The sequence below is a fragment of the Desulfobacula sp. genome (genome assembly GCF_021107415.1).
The window spans coordinates 1-21084 of the sequence record NZ_JAIOSW010000075.1 but is presented as its reverse complement, the minus strand read 5'-3'; the positions used below and the strand labels follow the sequence as shown (position 1 = coordinate 21084).

Genomic DNA, 21084 nt, shown 5'->3' with positions numbered 1-21084 from the left:
TATGAAGAAGATGGTGCACTTTGGTTTCGAACACAGGATTTTGGTGATGAGAAAAACAGGGAGGTGGTCAGAAATAACGGCCTGACAACGTATTTTGGTTCAGATGTTTCCTATCATATGGAAAAATATGAGCGAGGCTTTAACAGGGTCATTGATGTCTGGGGAGCAGATCACCATGGATATATTAAGAGAATCGACGCATCTGTTGTGGCATCGGGTAGAAAAAGTGAACAATTTGAAGTCATATTGGTACAATTGGTGAACCTGTTAAAAGGGGGCAAGCCCTTTCAGATGTCTAAAAGGGCTGGTGACTTTGTTACATTAAGGGATATTGTTGATGAAGTCGGCAGGGATGCTGCAAGGTTTCTGTTTTTAAGCCGCAGTTATGATTCCGGACTTGATTTTGATCTTGAGCTTGCCAAACAGAAAAATTCTGATAACCCCGTCTATTATGTCCAATATGTCCATGCAAGAATAACCGGTATCCTTTTAAAGGCAAAACAGGAGAGTATTCTTCAGGATATTGATTTTAACAAGGGAGAAAACCTTTCTTTACTGAATGCAGTGGAAGAAATTAATCTCATAAAAATATTGAGTGCGTTTAAAGAGAATGTGGAAAGGAGTGCAAAAATATTGCATCCTCATGTGATGTTTACATATTTAATGAGTCTTGCATCTGCATTTCATAGTTATTATAATAAATACAAGGTCATCACAGACGACAAGGAACTGACTCTGGCCCGTTTAAGCCTTGTTTTGGGAGTGAAGAAAGTCATTAGAAACGCCTTGACACTTCTTGGGGTTACAGCACCTGAAAGAATGTAAAAATGATATCCTTTAAGGGGATTTTAAAATATTTAATTTACATATTTATTGCCGGCTGGATGTTTTTATTGGGCATCATGGTTGGACGAGGGTCTTCTCCAGTGACATTTGATACCCAGAAATTTCAAAAAAGGCTTGAAACTATTGCCAATGAATTTGGAGAAAAAAAAGGCTTCCGGAAAAAAATTGATTTAAAATTCTATGATGTTCTTGATCGTCCTGCACCCGAAGAGGCAGTGCCTCCCAAAAAGAAACCATTGGAAATTATTCCCAAAAAAGAAACAATCATTGTTGCAGATGAAATTCCGTTTAAGACAAGCAGAAAAAAACAGACGTTTAAAAAAGAGACAAACAAGGCGAAGACCGAAACAAAAGGTCTGAAGCCTGCTGAAATCAAAACGAAACCAATCAGTTTGAAAAAAATCAAACCGCCTGAACAATTGACTGATAAAAAGACCTTAAAAGGGAAATACACGATTCAGATTGCTGCATATAAAGAGTTCAAGGATGCTGTTACGCAAATGGCAATTCTTGATAAGAAGGGGTTCTCTTCATACAGAGTAAAAGGGCAAAAAGAGGGTGTAACCTGGTATAGGGTCAGAACCGGTTCTTTTGAAACCTGGGATGAGGCAAAAAAAATTAAAGAAAAATTAAAGCAAGCCAAGATAAACTCAATGATTATAAAAAAGGAACAATGATGAAGATATCAACGGATGAAGTTGAAAAAATTGCTCACCTTGCTCGATTGGAGATTGACCAGGTGCAAAAAGAAAAAATAGCTGAGCAGCTGAGTAATATTCTTCAATATATTGATAAACTCAAAGATGTTGATGTTGAAGGTGTCAAGCTTTCTTCAGGTGTTTCTTTTATGAATAATGTATTGAGAAATGATGAATTGAAAGTATCGCCAGGCCCTTTGGTAACGCTTGCTAATGCCCCGCAGAAAGATGAAGATTTTTATATTGTTCCAAGAATTGTGAAATAATTTTGTTCAGTGAAAGAATAAGGATAATATCAAATGAAATTTTGTGAACTGACCATAGGTAAAGCTCAAAAATTGCTTTTTGAGCATCAAATTTCTTCTTTTGAGCTGACAAATGCATTACTTGAGAGGATTGAAAAATATGATGACAAAATCGGTGCTTTTATAACGGTTGACAAAGATTTAGCCTTAGAACAGGCAAAAAAGGCGGATCAAGATATTGCCGATAATAAAATATCAGCCTTGACAGGTGTGCCCATTGCATTAAAAGACCTCTTGTGTACCAAAGGAATAAAAACCACCTGTGCATCAAAGATACTTGATAATTTTATACCGCAATATGATGGAACTGTTGTGTCAAAATTAAAGAAAAATGGTGCCATCATCATCGGCAAAACCAATATGGATGAGTTTGCCATGGGATCTTCCACTGAAAATTCTTCTTATAAGATCACAACAAATCCCTGGAATGAACAATATGTACCCGGGGGGTCCAGCGGGGGATCTGCCGCTGCCGTGGCAGCGCATTTTTGTTGTGGTGCTCTTGGAACTGATACAGGGGGATCAATTCGCCAGCCGGCTTCTCATTGTGGTGTTGTGGGACTTAAACCAACCTATGGCAGGGTATCCAGGTTTGGTTTGGTCTCATATGGCTCTTCTCTTGATCAGATTGGGCCGATTACAAAAGATGTTAAGGATGCGGCAATATTGCTGAATATAATATCGGGAAATGATCAAATGGATTCAACCAGTGCAATGGTTGATGTACCTGATTTCACTAAAGCCTTTGATCAGTTTAAACAAGGCGCATTAAAAGGAATGACAGCGGGAATCCCAAAAGAATATATGTCTGTTGACGGTATTGATCCTGAAGTTGAAAAAGTGTTTAAAGAGACAAAAAAGATTCTTAAGGATCTGGGTGTTCAAATAAAAGAGATCTCTTTACCGCACACAGATTATGTTGTAGCAGCCTATTATATTATTGCGCCATGTGAAGCCAGTTCCAACCTTGCCAGATTTGATGGCGTGAAATACGGTTTCAGGGCAAAATCGTCAGAAGATCTTATTGATATGTACAAAAAAACCAAATCAACAGGGTTTGGTTTGGAAGTTCAGAGAAGAATTCTTATCGGAACTTATGCGCTTTCAGCAGGTTACTATGATGCTTATTATGGAAGGGCATCACAGGTTCGAACACTTATTATGGAGGATTTTTCAAAAGCATTTGAAACCTGTGATTTTATCCTGTCTCCTGTGGCACCGGCTCCTGCGTTTAAGATTGGTGAAAATATTGATGATCCTTTAACCATGTATTTAACTGATATTTTTACACTTTCCGCCAATATGGCCGGTATTCCCGGGATATCCGTTCCTGCAGGATATTCTTCAAAAGGACTTCCCATTGGTATTCAGATGATGGCGAACAGGTTTGATGAAATGTCACTTTTAAGGGCAGGGCATGGGTTTGAAAAAACAATCCAATTGGACAAAAAGTTTCCTAATCTTTAAACAATAAGGAGATAAAGCATGTCAACACTGCAACCCCAGGGAGATAAGTTAAGAAAGGCTGTCAAATGGGTATCAGAGAAGAGAAAACAAACCCCTGATATCAATTTGACTAAATTGGTGGATGATGCCGGTTTCCAATTTGACTTAAGCCCGAAAGATTCCCAATTTCTATTAAGGTTTGTAAAGAATGACGACCATCAGAATTCTGCCTGAAATTCTTTCCAACCAGATAGCAGCAGGTGAGGTGGTCCAAAGACCATCCTCCGTGATTAAAGAGCTTGTTGAGAACAGTATTGATGCCAAAGCCACAAGTATTACCATTGAGGCGGTAAAAGGCGGGAAATCTTTAATACGGGTTTCTGATAATGGTATTGGGCTTTCAAAAGATGATGCACTATTATCCATTGAGCGATATGCCACAAGCAAGATATTTACAAAAGAAGACCTTTTTTCCATTTCAACCATGGGATTCAGGGGAGAGGCACTTCCTTCCATTGCATCGGTATCAAAGTTCAGTCTTGTGACAAGAACAAAAGACACTGATATTGGAACAAAAATTGATATCATCGGAGGGAAAATACAAAATGTTTCAGATGCAGGGGCTCCAACGGGAACCATGGTGGAAGTGAAAAATCTTTTTTTTAACACCCCGGCCCGGAAAAAGTTTTTAAAATCAGATAATACAGAGATCAGCCATGTTGCTGATGCCATATCCGGTATGGCCCTTGGCAATTCTCATATCCAGTTCAGATTATTTTTAAACAATAAACTGCAAAAAAGTTTTTCATCATCTGATGATCTGTTCCAAAGATCTGTCCGAATTCTTGGAAGGGATGTTGCCGACAGGCTGTATAAACTTGAGTTTTCAGATGAATTTATTCATATTCATGGATATTGTTCCAACCCGTCAGTCACAAGACGCACCTCATCAAAGATTTTTTTGTTTGTGAATAACCGGCTTGTTTATGACCGGGGACTTATCTCGGCAATTTTCCAGGGGTACAAAGGCAGGATCATGAAATCAAATTTCCCTCTGGGTGTTTTTTTTATTGATATTGCCTTTGATCAGGTGGATGTCAATGTTCATCCTTCTAAAAAAGAGATCAAATTTTTTAACGGCCAACGGGTGTATCAGGCAGTGTCAAAAACAATTGGAAACGCATTGTCCCGGGAACAGCAAAACATTGCCGCTTATTCAAAAGCACAGATCATTTCTGATGCGGCCGCAAAAAAAACAATTGAGAAGTTTGAATATTTAGATAAAGCATTTAAACCACAGCAAATGGATAAGGTTGAACAATCTTCCATGGACTGGCAAAAAAACTTTGTTCAAGAACAGACATCACAAAAGATTCCCTCGGATTTCACATATAATGATTCAAAACTTACGTGTGACCTTAAAGTTAAAACTCAAAACTCACGTGTGACCTTAAAGTTAAAATTTAAAGTAATCGGTCAGATCATGGGAACCTATATCCTTGCGGAAGCCAAAGACGGGCTGATGTTGATTGATCAGCATGCCGCCCATGAAAGGATTGTATATGAAAAGCTCAAACAAAGGTATCACTCGCTTAAGGCTCAAACCCAGAATTTGGCTGTGCCGGAAACCCTTGAATTGAACTTTAAGGAAGCAGATCTCCTGTCCAATATTCTGGAGGATTTAAAAACTCTGGGCATGATCATTGAACCCTTTGGAGACACAACCTTTGTTGTAAAAGCTGTGCCGGCCATCATTGATGAAAAAGAGATCAAACCGATTATTATTGAAATCCTTGAAACAGCTCTAATCAAAAAAGATAGATTCTCAAAAGAAGACTGGCTTGAAAAATGTCTGATTTTAATGGCCTGCCATGGCGCAATCCGTGCCAATTTAAACCTTAGCCAAATCGAGATTGAGAAACTGCTGGCCGATCTTGAACAATGTGAAAATCCCCGTCACTGTCCCCATGGCCGTCCGATCATGATCTCCTGGACTAAAAGGCAAATAGAAAAGCTGTTTAAAAGAGTGTTATAAAAAAAATAGGTTTAAATTTGATCACAAATTTTGCTTGCAAGGTAGAGAGGATAATTATTAACTTTTAACCCATGAGCTTTATTAAGTGATTTCCCCGTTAAAGTTATAGCTTTTTCAGGTGAATATTTATTTATAAATTGACCAAGACTTTTTGCTTGAGTCCTTGTCCCTGATTTTACTTCAATCGGAATAATATTTTCGCCCATCACTCTCAAAAATTCAATTTCAGAATTTCTTTCAGACCACGAATGCAATTTTGAAATACCGGCTGCAAGAAATTCCTGGGCAACATAATTTTCAGCAAAATATCCTTTTGCAATTCCAAAATCCTGTGAAATGATTGCCTTAGGTGGCAAATCCAACATAGAACCAAGCAATCCAATATCACAAAGAAACAATTTAAAAATATTATTTTTGCAAAATGTTTCCAAGGGTAATTCCGCTCTATTGCAAATTTTGACTTTAATTATTAGCCCGGCTTTTATCAACCAGTCTATTGGCCCTTGTAAATCTGAAAAACTTTTTTTATGTGAAATAACTTTTTTAAATCTATATCTTTTTACAGAGCTTTTAATGTTATTTGAAAGTTGTATGGGAATATTTTCTAAAACGGATACGATATGCAAAGAATTAATTTTCCCTGAATGTTTGGCAAAATCTTTAAAATAGCCTTCTATCAATTCTTGCTGAATAATTCTTGCAGTATTCATGGCCTCAAACCGGCTCTCTCTATTTGAAAGATAGGAAGAAACAACTTTAGGCATACCTCCTGTCATATAATACTCTTTTAGTCTGTCCCATAATTTTGCATGGGCAATATCTGATTGAAGATCACAGGTCAATGCTGTATTGAAGAGTTCAAGACTTATTTTGTCATTAGCTGCCATTAAAAATTCTTCAAAAGTCATGGGATAAAGATTTAAAAAATTCACCTTTCCAACAGGGAAAGAACCTGATGACATCTTGACACCGATAAGCGAACCGGCGCAACAAAGAGTCAAATTCGGCATATCTTCATAAAAATATTTTAAACTCGTTATAGCTTCAGGGCATTCTTGAATTTCATCAAAAATAACAAGATCATTGTTAATATCTATTTTTTTTTCTGAATAAATTGATAATTCAGTTATAATCCTATGCGGCAATAAGTCAGATTCAAATATTTGGTTGAGTTTTTTATCTTGTTCAAAATTAAAAACATGACAACATGGAAATTCTTTTTCGCCAAATTTTTTTAAAAGATAACTCTTACCAACCTGGCGAGCGCCTTTCACAAGAAGTGGTTTCCGTGACATAGATGCTTTCCACTCCAACAGGTCATTATATAATTTTCTTTTCATAAGTAATTTATACTGTTGGTTAATTTTTTTTGCAATATTTTTTTCAGAAAATACAGATTTTTTGCAGGCACTTTTTCGAAAAGTACAGATTTTTTGCAGGCACTTTGCACGGAAACTCATGGAAAATGAATAGAAAAGCTTTTTAAAAGACTTGTCTGATGTTCCATGATGTTATATAAATCTTTGATTAAATAAAATTTTACACTTAAAAATTTTTAAAGGGGTGATGGTTTTGAAAAGCAATATCATAAGGTTTGGAATATTTATTTTAACGATCGTTTTGTCTTCTATTGTTATCGTTAGCCCGGGACTCTGTGAACCCATAAAAAAAGTGGCGGTCTGTCCATTGGAAATGAATGCCGTTGAAGACCTTTCCTTTCTTCAAAAAGGCCTTTTTTCCATGCTTTCTTCAAGGCTGGCTGATCCCGGAAAAGTTGAAATCCTCCAAAGAGAAACCATTGATGAAGCTTTGGCCAAAGCTCAATCATCTCCTTTAACCAAAGGAACGCTCAATGACTCAAAAGCAAGGCTGATTGGTGCAGGCCTTGGCGTGGATTATATTCTTTTTGGCAGTTTGACTATGTTTGGCAAAAGTGTGAGCCTGGATATGTCCATGGTGGATGTAAAAGAAGAAAAGCCGACACTAACCTTTTCAGAACAGGCCAAAGAACCCGGAGCCGTCATCACGGAACTGGATCAGATTGCAACCCAGATTAATTTCAAGACATTCAACAGGAAACCGGAACAGATCATCCCCCAACAGCAATATGCTCAAAGACCTGAAAGGGTCCCCCAGGGACGTGGATATGCAAGCCCCCTGACAAATTATCGGAATCTTATGGTGACAAATGGTGAGATTATCGGGATTTCATCAGGGGATGTGGATGGAGACAAAAAAAATGAAGTGGTGATTATTTATGATCATGCCATTGAAATTTTGAAAGATAATTTAAAAGGGCAGTTAAGACCGGTTAAAAAAATAGAAGATGCTCATTATATGGACATTGTCGGTGTTGATGTGGCGGATATTAATCACAACGGGATGGCAGAGATTTTTATTTCTAGGGTGCATCCCGAAAGTGGGTATGCAAAATCTTTTGTTCTTGAATATAACGGGACAGATTATAAGAAAATATCCAAACTGCTGCCATGGTATCTGAGAGTTGTAAAAGACGTCAATGGAAGAGATGTCCTCTATGCTCAGAAGAGCGGGAAAGATGGTCCTTATACAGGGAAAAATGTTTTTAAGGTAAATTGGCAGAACAATACCTATGTTCCGGGTGAGAAACTCAGGGTTCCCGAGGGGTTTTCCGTACTGAGCATGGCAACAGGTGATTTGACTGGCACGGATGAAATGAGTGTCTTGTTTACGGATGAACAGGGCCGGCTGACCATTTTTAATGAAAACGGCAGGATAGAATGGTCAGGGGAAGAAGGGTATGGAGGGAGCAAACTTTACTATACCTTTATGGAAGAAGATGAATTTATCAAAGATGTCTCTCTTGGAAAAGGAGTGTATTTTCAGCCGCGAAACATTGTTTTTGATATTGACTTGGACGGGAGAAAGGATGTCATGGTCATTAAGAATAAAGATGCATCCGGGAATATGTTCCAGCAGCTTAGAAAATTTAAGACCGGCGGTATTGAAATACTGGCCTGGAATGAAATGGGACTGTCCCCTGAGAATGCACCTAAGAAAATGCCCGGTCAGATTACAGATATTTTTATCGGCGATTATGATAATAATTCAAAAAATGAACTCATCATTACTTTTATCAAAAGAAGGAATAATTTTTCCTCAGAAAAATCAAAAAGCATGATAATTGCCTATGATATGTAAAAAGGCTTGACACGTATGAAAACACTTGCTATTTAACTTTTTATGTTAAACTAACAGGCTATGTGTCTGCAGAGGGAGGTGATACCGGCGCAGAAAATTTTAGCTTTACGGTTTGCATTTAAACAGGTCTTTTTATTGTATTTAAAAGGAGTACAATAAAAAGAAATTTTAACTAATTTTTTTAAAAGGAAAAAAGATGAAAAAACTAATTGCTTTAACTTTTGCCATGCTTTTTCTGGGTGCTGGAATTGCAAGCGCAACTGATTTCTCTTTAACGGGTTCTTATTATGCAAGAGGATCTTATTACGACAACATGAGTGGTCAAGGGACCGATGTTGAAACTTTTGGAGCTTACGATCATGAGCTGTCTGTGGATGCTAAATGGCAGATTGATGATACCACAAAGGTGTTTGCCCGCTTTGAAATGGCAGATGAAACCTGGGGTACCGGCAATATTAATGAGATAAATGCTGCTCCAAATGTTGATGACAATATTTATCTTGAGCAGGTCTGGGGTGCCCATACTTTTGGTAATGGCGGAACATTGACAGTTGGTAAAATGTCAGCCGGTGCCTGGGGAACAGCTTTCCATGATGCAGGTGATGAAGCCTACAGAGTTAAATGGGTTCAACCCACAGCAATTGGTACAATAATTGGTATCCTCCACAAAGATGATAACGGTGAAAGTGGCAGTACTGTTATTGGTGAAGACGAAGATGATGATGCTTACATCCTTGCAATGGTAACAAAAATAGGCGACATTAATGTAAAACCACTGGTTGCCTATGTTATGTTTGAAAGTAATACACCAGCGGCTGATAATGTGCTTACCAGAGGGATGCTTTCTTTTGACGGTGTTTTCGGAAATGTCGGGTTTGAAGGAGAATTTGATGTTTTTGATATGAACAGATCTGCAGGATTTCAAGATTATACAACTTGGGGCGCTTACCTGAATGTCTGGATGAATGCAGACGCTCTTAAATTTGGTATCTTGGGTGCATATGGATCATATGATGATGATTCAGGTGCGGGTTTTGATTTCGGTGATGATTTTGAAGCTGGTGGTGCTTTAATCATGGGTGACGATGCTACTTTCTTCGGTGGAAATGATCTTACTGCCGGTACTTTGCTCGCACTATATGCTGACTATGCTGTTTCCGATCAACTTTCCATTGGTGGTTATTTAGGTTATGCAACCTGTAATGTTGATAACAATGGCCCATGGGATGGTGCAGACATCTATGAAATCTCTGCTGACGTATCATATAAGATTACACCTAACCTGACGTATAAAGTTGCAGCAGGTTTTGCTCAGCTAGGATGGGGTGATACCACTCCTGATCCAGATAGTGCAATGGAACTTTATCACAAACTTTCCTTTTCATTCTAGGATATCTTAAATTTAATATCTTAGTTTAGTTAAGTATCGTTTTTAAAAAGAACCCCGTCTATATCACCTAGACGGGGTTTTTTTGTCTAAAGCTTCACCCATATTTCTTTCATGTTCCGCAAACAATGGGCAAAGTACATCCATATAACCCAAACCCTATTTTATTTTTCATTATTGACTTCTATGTCTGCACAACAATATAGACAGACTAAACAAAATTAACCGTTCGGTGAAAAGGTAAGTTTAATGAGAAGAGGAGCCAGTCAAACAATTTTAGTCTATTTCAGGAGCAATAGAATTATTGAATCCTTTCAGAATGTCTTCGGAAATAATTGAAAAAAAAGAGGCAGCCTGCTTTAAATCAGGCGGTGTTATCCATTTTATCGGGTTCAAAAGTTTTATTGGAAATTCTTTGATCATTTTACTGATTTTAACTGGTTCAACCCATAGATCTTTTTTTTTAGCCTCTTCGATTACATCTTCCCAGTTAAATCTATATTTTTGAGCAATGAAAAGAATGTCTGCATAATCTTTAGGTTCCATTCGGCTTAACGCACAAATTTTATTCGAAAGAATATTTCTCCAATTATCAATTTTCCCAAAGAAGTCAAACCGTTCAAAATTACCGAAATGAAATGGTACATCATTAATAAAATCAATTTTTAAAACAAGGTCATTCTTATTTATAAATATCCGTAAAAAAGAGTCTGTTGTTATTGAGATCGTACACTGAAATAATTTTTCATTTAAAAAATTTAAAACAGTTTCACTCTGATGTTTAAAATTCGGATGGTTATTTAAAAACAAATCCAAATCATCAGAATATCTGTGCTTAAGAAAACATCGGCTTAACGCAGTCCCACCAGATAAATAGAATTCAACATCAAGCGTATTAATCCTGCTTAGAATTTCATCCTGAAATGGATAAAGTTTATTTAAATAATACGCTTCTTGCATAGGTGTATTTTTCTTTTAGCTCCTTTGGATACAACCGTTCTAATACATCATCTGCTAATACATCTTTAAGTGATTTTTCAGGGATAAGCTTAAGCAATGTATACCAGTCAAATGTTGATAACAGCCTGGAATAAATAATTTTTTTATCAAAGAACGGTAGGGTATTTATTTTACCATCAACAAGCTCAACCAATTGATTTCCATCTATATTCTTATCCCAGAAAGCACTTAGCAACATTTTTTTTTTATCTGCCGATGTTAATTGTTTCATATTTTTTTATAAATATTCCCAGAATTTCCAGATAGAAGTTTTTTCCTCTTGTTCCCCTCTTGGGATAAGCGGCATCATTTTTTCAGGATTCTGCCTTTTCCACTGCTCAGCCTTTTCTTTTTCTTCCTTGGCAAGTTTCTGATAAACAACGGTTTTTCGTTCAAAAACTTTTTTATTGATTTTTGCTGCAATAACATTCAGCTTTGGGATTACATCATCAATTATTTTTGACTGCTCAAAAAAGTTCAAATATTGCTGGTTTTTGATATCATAAATTTTAGTGTCAATGCTGAATGCATTGGAAAATTGAGTAATACTCCCGGCTAAAACATAATCTGAATTGGTAAGGGATGCAATTTTTTTAAACAATTGATCGTTATCTTGAATGTCAATTGCATTCAAATGTGCTGCAATAATTTTTTTTTCAACAACTATCACATGATCTTTCCAAACTAAGCGCGAATGCAGCATTTGCAAAATCCCGGATTGAATATAAGTGATGTCCTCGGGAGAAATCATTTCAAAGGGGAGTATGGCGATGGTTTGTTTGTTATTTGCAAAATTAGCCAGGGGAAAGCTTAAAAATGCTATAAAAATAATTAAGATAGAAGCAAAAATTTTTGAAAAAGAGATTTTATTCAAGATAGTCCTCCAACTAAAGTTTGTTTTTCAGCAATTGGGTTACAATTTTAGGATCAGCTTTCCCCCGGGTTTTTTTCATGATCTGTCCCATGAAAAAGCTGAAGAGTTTGGTTTTGCCATCCCTGTATGCGGCGACTTCATCAGGATTTTCATCAATAATTTCCGTAACCATTGCTTCAAGCTCAGATGAATCTGACACCTGTTCAAGTCCTTTTTCCTTGATAATGATTTTTGGATCTTTCAATGTGTCAACCATCTCATCAAATACTGTTTTTGCAGCACTGGTATTGATCTTTCCATCTTCAATCAGTTGAAGAAGTTTTGAAAAGGCCGTGGCCGTGACAGGGGATTTTGTTATGGTAATTCCCTTAGCGTTCAGCATGCCAAGCAGTGTGGTCATAATCCAGTTGGCCGCCTGTTTTTTATCTTTTAAGGGCGCTGCAGCTTTTTCAAAAAAATCAGCAAGTTCAATGGATGAAGTCAAAATTTTGGCATCATAGTCCACAAGTTTATACTCCTTAATGAACCTTGAACGCTTTTCATCGGGAAGTTCGGGTATCTCCCTGGCAACTATTTGTATCCAGTTGTCATCAACAATGAGCGGTACAAGATCCGGGTCAGGAAAATACCGGTAATCATGGGCATCCTCTTTGCCGCGCATGGAAGTTGTCTTGTTTTTAGACGGATCCCATAGTCTTGTCTCCTGGATCACTTGTTTGCCTTCTTCTAAAACATAGGTCTGACGTTCAATTTCATAAAGGATGGCTTTTTCAACATTTTTAAAAGAGTTCAGGTTTTTAAGCTCTGTTCTGGTGCCGAATTCTTTTTGGCCCCTGGGCCTTAATGATATATTGGCATCGCACCTGAAATTTCCCTGTTCCATGTTGCCGTCACAGACATCAATATATTTCAGGATGGAATGCAGTTTCCTTAAATAGACGCCTGCTTCCTTTGAGGTTCGAATGTCCGGCTCGCTGACAATCTCAATTAAGGGAACCCCGGTCCTGTTCAGATCCACCATGCTCCTGGCTCTTGCGGGATCATGGATGAGTTTTCCTGCATCCTCTTCCATATGAATCCGTGTAATGCCTATTTTTTTTTGGCCTGTTTTATCGGTTTCGATCTCAAGATACCCATGTTCAGCAATCGGGATTGCATATTGGGATATCTGATACCCTTTTGGAAGGTCCGGATAAAAATAGTTTTTCCTGTCAAAGCGGCTTTCCTGATTTATTTTACAATGGGTTGCAAGGGCGGCTTTTATGGCAAAGGATACCGCTTGTTTATTCAGGACCGGTAACATGCCAGGCATGCCCGTACAAACAGGACAGGTATTGGCATTGGGTGATTTTCCAAACTGGGTGGAACACCCGCAGAATATTTTGGTTTTGGTTTTTAGTTGTGCGTGGACTTCAAGACCGATGACAGGTTCAAACTGCATAACGCTTTATTTTCCTAATTATTTTATTTTTTTATTTAACAATAACCTCCTTTTATAACCTTGATATTTTTATTAATCAATATAATTTTTATTGCATAAAAATGACTAAAATTATAAAAGTGATATCGATTGTTTTTTAACCATTAGAAATTAAAAAGGATAGGGCTTATATGAAGTTTTTCTTTTGTGTCATCGGCATGGTCATGATCGTTGAAGGGCTGCCATACTTTGCATTTCCCGGTAAAATGAAAGAAATGGTTCAGATGATTACCGGGCTTGATGACATAAAGCTTAGAAAGTTTGGGTTTGTTCTGATGTTTGCAGGGCTTTGCATTGTTTATTTTGCAATGGATGGGAGCTGATGTCCCAATTACATGTGACCTTCAGGTTATCCGACTATGATTATGATTTGCCAAAGGAAAAGATTGCCCAGATACCTTGTAAAAACAGAAGTGGATCCAAACTTTTACATCTGAACAGAAGATCTGAAATTATTTGTCACCATCGATTTAAAGACATTACAGCATTGCTTAAGAGTGATGACCTTTTGGTGATCAATAATACTAAGGTGGTTCCGGCAAGGCTGACGGGTGTAAAGGAGACCGGCGGCAAGGTTGAGGTATTGATTATTGATTATGCAACCGGAATGAAAAATTTGGAGGAAACAGGTTTTTTCAAATGCGATTGTCTGATTAAGGCATCAAAAAATCCGAAAAAAGGTGCAAAGCTTTTACTGGGAGATGAGGGTGAAGCCAAGATTGAAGCCAGTGTTGAAGCTGTAAATGGGTTTGTTTCAAAAATAAAGTTTTTAAATGGCAATAAATTTTTAAAATTTTTAAAAAAATCCGGTAAAATTCCTTTGCCGCCTTATATAAAGAGAGATGATCTATCTTCCGTATCAACTGACCGGGAAGACTATCAGACCGTTTATGCATCAAAAGAGGGTGCGGTGGCAGCACCGACAGCAGGTCTTCATTTTACAGAAGCATTAATGGATGATCTTGGAAAAAAGGGAATTGAATTTGCAAAAATAACTCTTCATGTCGGATATGGAACATTTGTACCGGTAAGAGTTGATGATATCAGAGATCATCAGATTCATTCGGAATATTTTTCTTTGTCTAAGGAAAATGCAGATAAAATCAATAGGGCCAGGCGCCAAAACCGTCGTGTTGTTGCGGTGGGTACCACCAGCGTCAGGACTCTTGAGTTTTTATCTGATGAAAAAGGAATGGTCACAGCCAAGACCGGCATGTGTGATCTTTTTATATATCCCGGTTACATTTTTAAATGCGTGGATGCCATGCTTACCAATTTTCATCTTCCCGAATCCACGCTTTTGATGCTGGTATCTGCATTTTATAACCGGGAAAAAATACTGGATGCATACCAAAAAGCCATAAATAGAGATTATCGATTTTTCAGCTATGGCGATGCCATGCTGATTGAATAGGACATCATGTTAAAGTTTGAATTATTAAAAGAATCAAATGAAAAAAAAGGTCGTGAACTATTAAGAGCCAGGCTCGGGACCATCACAACCGATCATGGTGTTATTGACACTCCCATTTTTATGCCGGTGGGAACACTGGGTTCGGTAAAGTCTGTCAGTGTTGAAGAACTTGATCATTGCAAGGCTCAGATTATTCTCGGCAATACCTATCATTTGTATTTAAGGCCGGGTTGTGAGGTAATTGAGCACTTGAAAGGCCTGCATGAGTTTATTCGTTGGGATAAGCCCATACTGACGGATTCAGGTGGATTCCAGTTTTTTTCTTTGGCAAGACTGGCAAAATTTTCAGATGAGGGCGTGGCTTTCCAATCCCATATTGACGGATCAAGACATTTTTTCTCTCCTGAAAAAGCCGTTGAGATTCAAATGATTCTGGGATCTGACATCATGATGTCCCTTGACTGGTGCATAGGGCATCCTGCCAGTGAAAAACAGACCCGGCAAGCTTTGGACAAGACAAGGTTGTGGGCCAAAAGAGGCTTTGACTTTTGGCAGGAAAAAGGGGCAATCAATAATTTGTTTGGAATCATACAGGGGGGGATGTTCAAGCATCTTCGCTCTCTTTGTGCCGAGCAGTTGACCGGGATTGATTTTCCGGGTTTTGCCATCGGGGGTTTAAGTGTTGGAGAGCCAAAAGATCTCATGTATGAAATGGCAGACCATACCCTGCCGTTATTGCCGGTTAATAAACCCAGATACATCATGGGGGTGGGCACGCCCGAAGATCTGGTTGAACTGGTTGGCATGGGGTGTGACATGTTTGACTGTGTCATGCCGTCAAGAAATGCCCGAAACGGCCAGCTCTTTACGTCCAGGGGAACCATTAATATTCCCAATGCAAAATTCAGGCTTGACAGAGAGCCCATTGATAAGGATTGTAATTGCTATACCTGTCAGAATTATTCGAGGGCATACTTAAGGCATTTGTATAAGTCCAGAGAGCTTTTATCTTACAGGTTAAACACGATTCATAATATTTATTATTATCTTGACCTTATGGGAAAAATGAGAGATGCAATAAGGCAAGACAGGTTTTTTGAGTTTAGGCAAGACTTTTATTCTAAAAGGCAAAACTAAAAGGAAGACACATATGCACGAAATGGGGATTGCACAGCAACTGGTTCAGATCGCCATAGATTCTATTCCAGAAGATATTGAGAATCCAAAGGTTGAAAAACTCAATTTAAAAATAGGGAAACTTGCGTCAGTGGTTGAACACAGTCTGACCTTCTGTTTTGAGATTATAACAAAGGACACCCCTTTGGAGAATGCCAGACTGGAAATTGATGTTGTCCCGGTGAGGGTTCATTGTAAATCCTGTGATAATGAATGGGAAGTTATAGGACCAGTATTTAAGTGTCCTTTTTGTGAGGACGGGGATGTTGAAATGCTTACCGGAAGGGAGATTGAGATCACCTCCCTGGAACTTGCAGATTAAATAATGTCTGACTGAAAATTGGCGGTTTTCGGTCAGACACTCAATTAAAGATATAAACCATAAATAAGAACAGGCATAACAATGGAAATAAACATTCAAAAAAGAGTCCTTGAAGCAAACGAAACAGAAGCGGATAAAAGCAGGAAGTTTTTTAAAGAACAGAATGTCTTTGTTCTCAACATGATGTCGACCCCTGGATCGGGAAAGACAGAGACTCTTTGTAAAACTTTGGTAAAACTGATGCCGGGTGTAAGAGTGGGGGTGATTGTCGGAGATATCTGTACCACCAACGACGCTGACAGGCTTGAAGTTACCGGTGCCAAAGTGACCCAGATCAATACAGACCAGTTTGGCGGTGACTGCCATTTGGCCGCACACATGATTATTTCTTCTGCAAGGCAGCTGGGATGTGAAGATATTGATCTTCTTATCGTGGAAAATATTGGAAATCTTGTCTGTCCGGCCGAGTTCGATATTGGAGAGGATGCAAGGGCGGTGGTGTTGAGTGTGACCGAGGGTGAAGACAAACCCTTAAAATATCCTTTGATGTTCAGGGTTGCCGATGTAGCAATTTTAAACAAAATTGATTTGCTGCCATACCTTGATTTTGATGCCAAATTGGTGGTGGATAACATGAAACAGGTGCATCCCCACCTGCCTGTATTTGAGATGTCTGCCAAGACCGAAGAAGGGTTTGAGCCCTGGCTTGAGTGGTTGAAGATTAAAGTGTTTGAAAAAACAGGCAGGGGCTTATAAGAGGGAGAGATCATGGAAAAGAAAAAAATGGCATTTGCCGGTTCCTGGTATCCGGCGAGTTCTAATGAGTGCGAAGCATCCATACAAGGTTTTTTAAAAGAAAAACAAGGCACCTTAGGCGGCCATTTCATCGGCGGTATTGTTCCCCATGCCGGCTGGTATTATTCCGGATCAATTGCCTGCCGGGTGATTGCCTCTCTTGATCCAGGAAAGGGATCCGATGAAAAAATTGACACTATCATCCTTTTTGGCGCCCATATGCACAAGCAGTCCGAACCTTTTATCCTGATCCACGGTGCCGTTGAAACACCCTTTGGAGATATAGAGGTGGACAAAGAACTGGCAGATAAGATTTGTGCCGGTATCAGTATCCGCAAGAGAGCCCCTCTGAAATTCCCCGATGAAAACACTTTGGAACTTCAATATCCGTTTATAAAATATTTTTACCCGGATGCAAAAATAGTGGTCTGCGGCGTGGCCCCGTCATTTTTTGCCTCCATCATCGGCAATATGGCTGTGGAAGAGGCAAAAAATTTGTCAAGAAATATAAAGGTTATCGGGTCCACGGATATGACACATTATGGCCCTGATTTTGGTTTTACACCGGCGGGAACCGGTAAAAAAGCTGTGGAATGGGTGAAAAACGAAAATGATAGAGATGCTATCCAGGCAATGATGGAAATGGATGAATCAAATATTATTGCCCAGGGACTTAAAAATAAAAATATGTGTTGTACCGGAGCGGTTGCTGCCACTGTTGCGGCCTGTAAAAAATTGGGCGCAGTCAAGGCGATTGAACTTGACTACGCCACAAGTTTTGACAAGTCAGCTTCTGACAGTTTTGTCGGATATGCCGGAATTCTTTATTCTTTATCCTGAAATAAACTCAATGGCTTTTTTAATTCTTAGAATTGTTTTTTCTTTGCCAAGGGCCAGAAGCATTTCAAAGATTCCAGGACTCATTGTTGTGCCGGTGATGGCGACCCTTAACGGCTGGGCAATCTTTCCGAACTTAAGTTCAGTCTCTTCCATGATTTGTTTGAAAACGGTTTCAAGCTCTTCCTGGGCATAGTTTTTAAGGCCTTTAATATAGTCGGCAGATTTTTGTAAAATATCCAGTGTATCAGGAGTTAGAAATTTTTTGGCTGCCTTTTCATCAAATTGCACATCATCCTGATAATAAAAAACAGCACTTTGGGCCATTTCAGCAAGGGTTTTACTTCTGGACTGAAGGGTTTGGATAACACCCCGGGTGAATTCATCATTTTGGGCGTCAATTCCTAAGTTTTTTAAATGGAATAAGAGATGGCCTGCCAATTCTTCAGGGCTTTTATTTTGAATGTGTTTTGAATTGAGAGAGACAAGTTTATCCGTGTCAAACATGGAAGCAGATCTGCCCAGATGTTCCAGGTCAAATTTATCAATGAGATCATCTCGTTCAAAAAATTCCTGGTCACCATGGGACCATCCCAGCCGAACCAGGTAATTGATCATGGCATCGGGTAAAAATCCCATTTTTTGGTATTCCCCCACGGACATGGCACCATGACGTTTACTTAACCGCGACTTATCAGACCCAAGAACCATGGGGACATGACCGAAAACCGGCATGTCTGCTCCCAGTGCTTTATATATCAGCATCTGCTTGGGGGTGTTGATCAGATGGTCATCCCCCCTGATAATGGTATTGATTTCCATGGTGATATCATCAATCACAACAGCCAGGTTGTACATGGCTGAGCCGTCACTTCTCCGGATAATAAAATCATCAATTTCAGAATTCTGAAATGCCGTATCCCCTTTTACAACGTCATTTACAATGGTAACCCCTGAGTCCGGAGTTTTAAGGCGGACAACAGTGTTGTCTGCCTTTTCAAGGCCTCTTTCCCGGCAGTTCCCGTTATACATGGGTTTTAATCCTTTGGCCTTTGCTTCTTCCCTCATGGTATTGACTTGGTCAGGAGTACAGGAACAATAGTAGGCCGCCCCTGATTCAATCAGTTTTTCTATGTATTCATTGTAGATAGGGTATCTTTGGGTCTGAAAATAAGGGCCTTCATCCCAGTCAATGCCAAGCCATTCAAGGGATTCCAATATGGCATCCAGGGATTCTTTTGTGGACCTTGCCTCATCTGTATCTTCAATTCTTAAGATAAATTTTCCTTTTGTTTTTCTTGCATACAGCCAGTTAAAGAGTGCTGTTCTTGCCCCGCCTATGTGAAGGTATCCGGTGGGGGAGGGGGGAAATCGTGTAATAATTGTATCCATTTGTTCTCCATACAATAAAAGTAAATCTAGTGTAAAATCGAGCCCTTAAGTATCATAAAATTTTGAATCGGGCAACAGGGTTTAATTTCTTGACAGTTTCTAGAAATTGGGGTAAATATGTATGTTTTATTATATTGGTATATAATAATGAAAATTCAAATAAAATAATATAGTTAGGAGAGATCAATGGCAGTACCAAAGCAAAAGAGTTCTAAAGCAAGAGGCAGGAAAAGACGGACACATTATAGAACCAGCGCACCCACAGTGACTGTATGCCCTGAATGCCAGGAACCCAAACTTCCCCATACCGCCTGTCCTGAATGCGGAGCCTATAAAGGAAGAAATATAAACGACCCGGCTGACGAAGAAGAATAGACAAAGGAGATAGTCTAAACCATGACTATTGAAACAAAAGTAAAGAAAGTGATTGCAGAAAAGATTCCTGACCTCGATATCGAGGATATTGTTCCGGAGGCATCTTTAATCGAAGATCTTGGCGCTGATTCCCTGACAATTGTTGAACTGGTCATGTCAATGGAAGAAATTTTTGAGATTGAAATTGATGATGATGATGCTGAACAATTGCTCACGGTTCAGGATGCCATTGATTTTATCAAGTCAAAATCTTGAGAATTGGAGTAAATAATAATGGATAAAGACAGGTCCATTTTCATTGGAAGTGATCATGCAGCCTATGAGTTGAAAGAAAAAATCAAGGTTTATTTGTCTGATAAGGGATATCATGTTGAAGATGCAGGCACAAAAAGCACGGCATCTGTAAATTATGTGGATTATGGGAAAAAAGTTGCCAATGCTGTTTCACAAGGGCAATATTTAAAAGGGATTCTGCTTTGCGGCACCGGGCTTGGCATGTCTGTGGTAGCCAACCGGTTTCCCAATGTAAGAGCCGCTCTTTGTTCCGATATTTTTTCAGCAAAAATGAGCAGGCTTCATAATGATTCCAATATTCTGGTCCTTGGCGGTCGTATTGTGGGTGATATCCTTGCATTTGCACTTGTTCAAACCTGGCTTACCACCGAGTTTGAAGGTGGGCGGCATCTTGAACGTATTCAAACTATAGATAGTTAGATGATCCAAAAAGAGGGTGATAAAATGGGAGTTGTTAATCAGACGGATTTACAAATTGCAAAGATTATCGAACAGGAAGCCCTTCGCCAGGAATATGGATTAAATCTGATTGCTTCTGAAAATACCGTCAGCCCGGCAGTTATGGAAGCACAAGGCTCTATCCTGACCAATAAGTATGCAGAAGGGTATCCTGCAAGAAGATATTATGGTGGTTGTGAATATGTGGATCAGGCAGAAGATCTGGCCATCGAGCGCGTTAAAAAATTGTTTAACGTCGAATATGCCAATGTCCAGCCCCATTCCGGGTCAGGGGCCAATATGGCTGTTTATTTTGCCTTGTTAAATCCCGGAGATCGGATTCTTGCCATGGATCTTTCCCATGGCGGTCATCTGACCCATGGTGCCGGTGTCAGTTTTTCAGGTAGATTGTATGATTTTGCCCATTACGGACTTTCGCAGCAAACCGAGACGATTGACTTGAACCAGGTGGAAGAACTTGCAAAAAAGCATCAGCCGAAACTGATTGTGGCAGGTGCGAGTGCCTATCCCAGAATCATTGATTTTAAAGGGTTTTTTGAAATTGCCAGATCTGTTGGTGCTCTTTTTATGGTAGACATGGCCCATATCGCGGGTCTGGTTGCCGGTGGAGTCCACCCGAGTCCGGTGGGGTTTGCAGATGTGATTACCTCGACAACCCATAAAACCCTTAGAGGGCCTCGCGGTGGTTTGATCCTGTCTTCCCAAAGATTTGCAAAGACCATCGGAAGTCAGATATTTCCCGGTATCCAGGGAGGACCTTTAATGCATGT

Annotated in this window: 24 protein-coding genes; 18 read left to right on the top strand and 6 right to left on the bottom strand. The window is 39.1% G+C overall.

The window, feature by feature from the left end; genetic code table 11:
- The 6 genes from argS to mutL form a co-directional block, all read left to right on the top strand.
- A partial coding sequence (gene argS / locus K8S13_RS03995; protein ID WP_291460631.1) for an arginine--tRNA ligase occupies positions 1-825 on the top strand: 825 nt, incomplete at its 5' end.
- A gap of 2 nt (positions 826-827) precedes the next feature.
- Positions 828-1523: an SPOR domain-containing protein gene (locus K8S13_RS03990; RefSeq protein ID WP_291460630.1), complete on the top strand. Its 696-nt coding sequence runs from the start codon at positions 828-830 to the stop codon at positions 1521-1523.
- On the top strand, positions 1520-1810 hold the full coding sequence (gene gatC, locus K8S13_RS03985) for an Asp-tRNA(Asn)/Glu-tRNA(Gln) amidotransferase subunit GatC (protein WP_291460629.1): 291 nt from the start codon (positions 1520-1522) through the stop codon (positions 1808-1810). The genes K8S13_RS03990 and gatC overlap by 4 nt, the downstream gene beginning before the upstream one ends.
- A 33-nt stretch (positions 1811-1843) precedes the next feature.
- On the top strand, positions 1844-3316 hold the full coding sequence (gene gatA / locus K8S13_RS03980; protein ID WP_291460628.1) for an Asp-tRNA(Asn)/Glu-tRNA(Gln) amidotransferase subunit GatA: 1473 nt from the start codon (positions 1844-1846) through the stop codon (positions 3314-3316).
- A gap of 18 nt (positions 3317-3334) precedes the next feature.
- The gene (locus K8S13_RS03975; RefSeq protein WP_291460626.1) at positions 3335-3529 is read left to right on the top strand and encodes a hypothetical protein; all 195 of its coding nucleotides are present in this window, start codon (positions 3335-3337) and stop codon (positions 3527-3529) included.
- Positions 3504-5330 (top strand): DNA mismatch repair endonuclease MutL, encoded by a 1827-nt coding sequence (gene mutL / locus K8S13_RS03970; protein WP_291460623.1) that lies wholly within the window; start codon positions 3504-3506, stop codon positions 5328-5330. The genes K8S13_RS03975 and mutL overlap by 26 nt, the downstream gene beginning before the upstream one ends.
- A gap of 11 nt (positions 5331-5341) precedes the next feature.
- Here the strand turns inward: mutL and K8S13_RS03965 are convergent, their stop codons facing one another.
- Positions 5342-6790, bottom strand: coding sequence for an AAA family ATPase (locus tag K8S13_RS03965; RefSeq protein WP_291460621.1), 1449 nt, complete (start codon positions 6788-6790; stop codon positions 5342-5344).
- 112 nt (positions 6791-6902) lie between these two features.
- Here K8S13_RS03965 and K8S13_RS03960 point away from each other — a divergent pair, with 112 nt between their 5' ends.
- On the top strand, positions 6903-8510 hold the full coding sequence (locus tag K8S13_RS03960; RefSeq protein ID WP_291460619.1) for an FG-GAP-like repeat-containing protein: 1608 nt from the start codon (positions 6903-6905) through the stop codon (positions 8508-8510).
- Between the two features lie 196 nt (positions 8511-8706).
- Positions 8707-9900 (top strand): hypothetical protein, encoded by a 1194-nt coding sequence (locus K8S13_RS03955; RefSeq protein ID WP_291460618.1) that lies wholly within the window; start codon positions 8707-8709, stop codon positions 9898-9900.
- 273 nt (positions 9901-10173) lie between these two features.
- Here the strand turns inward: K8S13_RS03955 and K8S13_RS03950 are convergent, their stop codons facing one another.
- From K8S13_RS03950 to gatB, 4 genes are read right to left on the bottom strand one after another with little or no spacing between them, the layout of a single operon-like run.
- Positions 10174-10857 (bottom strand): nucleotidyl transferase AbiEii/AbiGii toxin family protein, encoded by a 684-nt coding sequence (locus tag K8S13_RS03950; RefSeq protein WP_291460616.1) that lies wholly within the window; start codon positions 10855-10857, stop codon positions 10174-10176.
- On the bottom strand, positions 10832-11128 hold the full coding sequence (locus K8S13_RS03945; protein ID WP_291460615.1) for a hypothetical protein: 297 nt from the start codon (positions 11126-11128) through the stop codon (positions 10832-10834). The genes K8S13_RS03950 and K8S13_RS03945 overlap by 26 nt, the downstream gene beginning before the upstream one ends.
- Positions 11129-11134: 6 nt before the next feature.
- Positions 11135-11770 (bottom strand): hypothetical protein, encoded by a 636-nt coding sequence (locus K8S13_RS03940; RefSeq protein WP_291460613.1) that lies wholly within the window; start codon positions 11768-11770, stop codon positions 11135-11137.
- Between the two features lie 13 nt (positions 11771-11783).
- Positions 11784-13211, bottom strand: coding sequence for an Asp-tRNA(Asn)/Glu-tRNA(Gln) amidotransferase subunit GatB (gene gatB / locus K8S13_RS03935; RefSeq protein WP_291460612.1), 1428 nt, complete (start codon positions 13209-13211; stop codon positions 11784-11786).
- 170 nt (positions 13212-13381) lie between these two features.
- Here gatB and K8S13_RS03930 point away from each other — a divergent pair, with 170 nt between their 5' ends.
- From K8S13_RS03930 to amrB, 6 genes are all read left to right on the top strand, one after another.
- On the top strand, positions 13382-13573 hold the full coding sequence (locus tag K8S13_RS03930) for a DUF2065 domain-containing protein (protein ID WP_291460610.1): 192 nt from the start codon (positions 13382-13384) through the stop codon (positions 13571-13573).
- The gene (queA, locus tag K8S13_RS03925; RefSeq protein ID WP_291460609.1) at positions 13573-14664 is read left to right on the top strand and encodes a tRNA preQ1(34) S-adenosylmethionine ribosyltransferase-isomerase QueA; all 1092 of its coding nucleotides are present in this window, start codon (positions 13573-13575) and stop codon (positions 14662-14664) included. Before K8S13_RS03930 ends, queA begins: the two co-directional genes overlap by 1 nt.
- A gap of 6 nt (positions 14665-14670) precedes the next feature.
- Positions 14671-15801, top strand: coding sequence for a tRNA guanosine(34) transglycosylase Tgt (tgt, locus tag K8S13_RS03920; RefSeq protein ID WP_291460608.1), 1131 nt, complete (start codon positions 14671-14673; stop codon positions 15799-15801).
- A 13-nt stretch (positions 15802-15814) separates the two neighbouring features.
- Complete coding sequence (gene hypA / locus K8S13_RS03915) at positions 15815-16162, top strand: hydrogenase maturation nickel metallochaperone HypA (RefSeq protein WP_291460607.1); 348 nt, start codon at positions 15815-15817, stop codon at positions 16160-16162.
- A gap of 81 nt (positions 16163-16243) precedes the next feature.
- Positions 16244-16918, top strand: coding sequence for a hydrogenase nickel incorporation protein HypB (hypB, locus tag K8S13_RS03910; RefSeq protein ID WP_291460606.1), 675 nt, complete (start codon positions 16244-16246; stop codon positions 16916-16918).
- 12 nt (positions 16919-16930) lie between these two features.
- On the top strand, positions 16931-17797 hold the full coding sequence (gene amrB / locus K8S13_RS03905; protein ID WP_291460605.1) for an AmmeMemoRadiSam system protein B: 867 nt from the start codon (positions 16931-16933) through the stop codon (positions 17795-17797).
- On the opposite strand, the gene gltX is transcribed toward amrB, so the two are convergent.
- Entirely contained in the window at positions 17789-19186 is a 1398-nt protein-coding gene (gene gltX, locus K8S13_RS03900; protein ID WP_291460604.1) for a glutamate--tRNA ligase, read from the bottom strand. The two genes, amrB and gltX, sit on opposite strands and share 9 nt — an antisense overlap.
- Positions 19187-19372: 186 nt before the next feature.
- Between gltX and rpmF the strand changes: the two genes are divergently transcribed.
- The 4 genes from rpmF to glyA all read left to right on the top strand — a co-directional run.
- Entirely contained in the window at positions 19373-19561 is a 189-nt protein-coding gene (rpmF, locus tag K8S13_RS03895) for a 50S ribosomal protein L32 (RefSeq protein ID WP_291460602.1), read from the top strand.
- Between the two features lie 21 nt (positions 19562-19582).
- Positions 19583-19816 (top strand): acyl carrier protein, encoded by a 234-nt coding sequence (gene acpP, locus K8S13_RS03890; protein ID WP_291460601.1) that lies wholly within the window; start codon positions 19583-19585, stop codon positions 19814-19816.
- Between the two features lie 18 nt (positions 19817-19834).
- A complete protein-coding gene (gene rpiB / locus K8S13_RS03885) occupies positions 19835-20275 on the top strand; it encodes a ribose 5-phosphate isomerase B (RefSeq protein ID WP_291460600.1) in 441 nt (146 codons plus the stop codon).
- Positions 20276-20299: 24 nt separating this feature from the next.
- A partial coding sequence (gene glyA / locus K8S13_RS03880; RefSeq protein WP_291460598.1) for a serine hydroxymethyltransferase occupies positions 20300-21084 on the top strand: 785 nt, incomplete at its 3' end.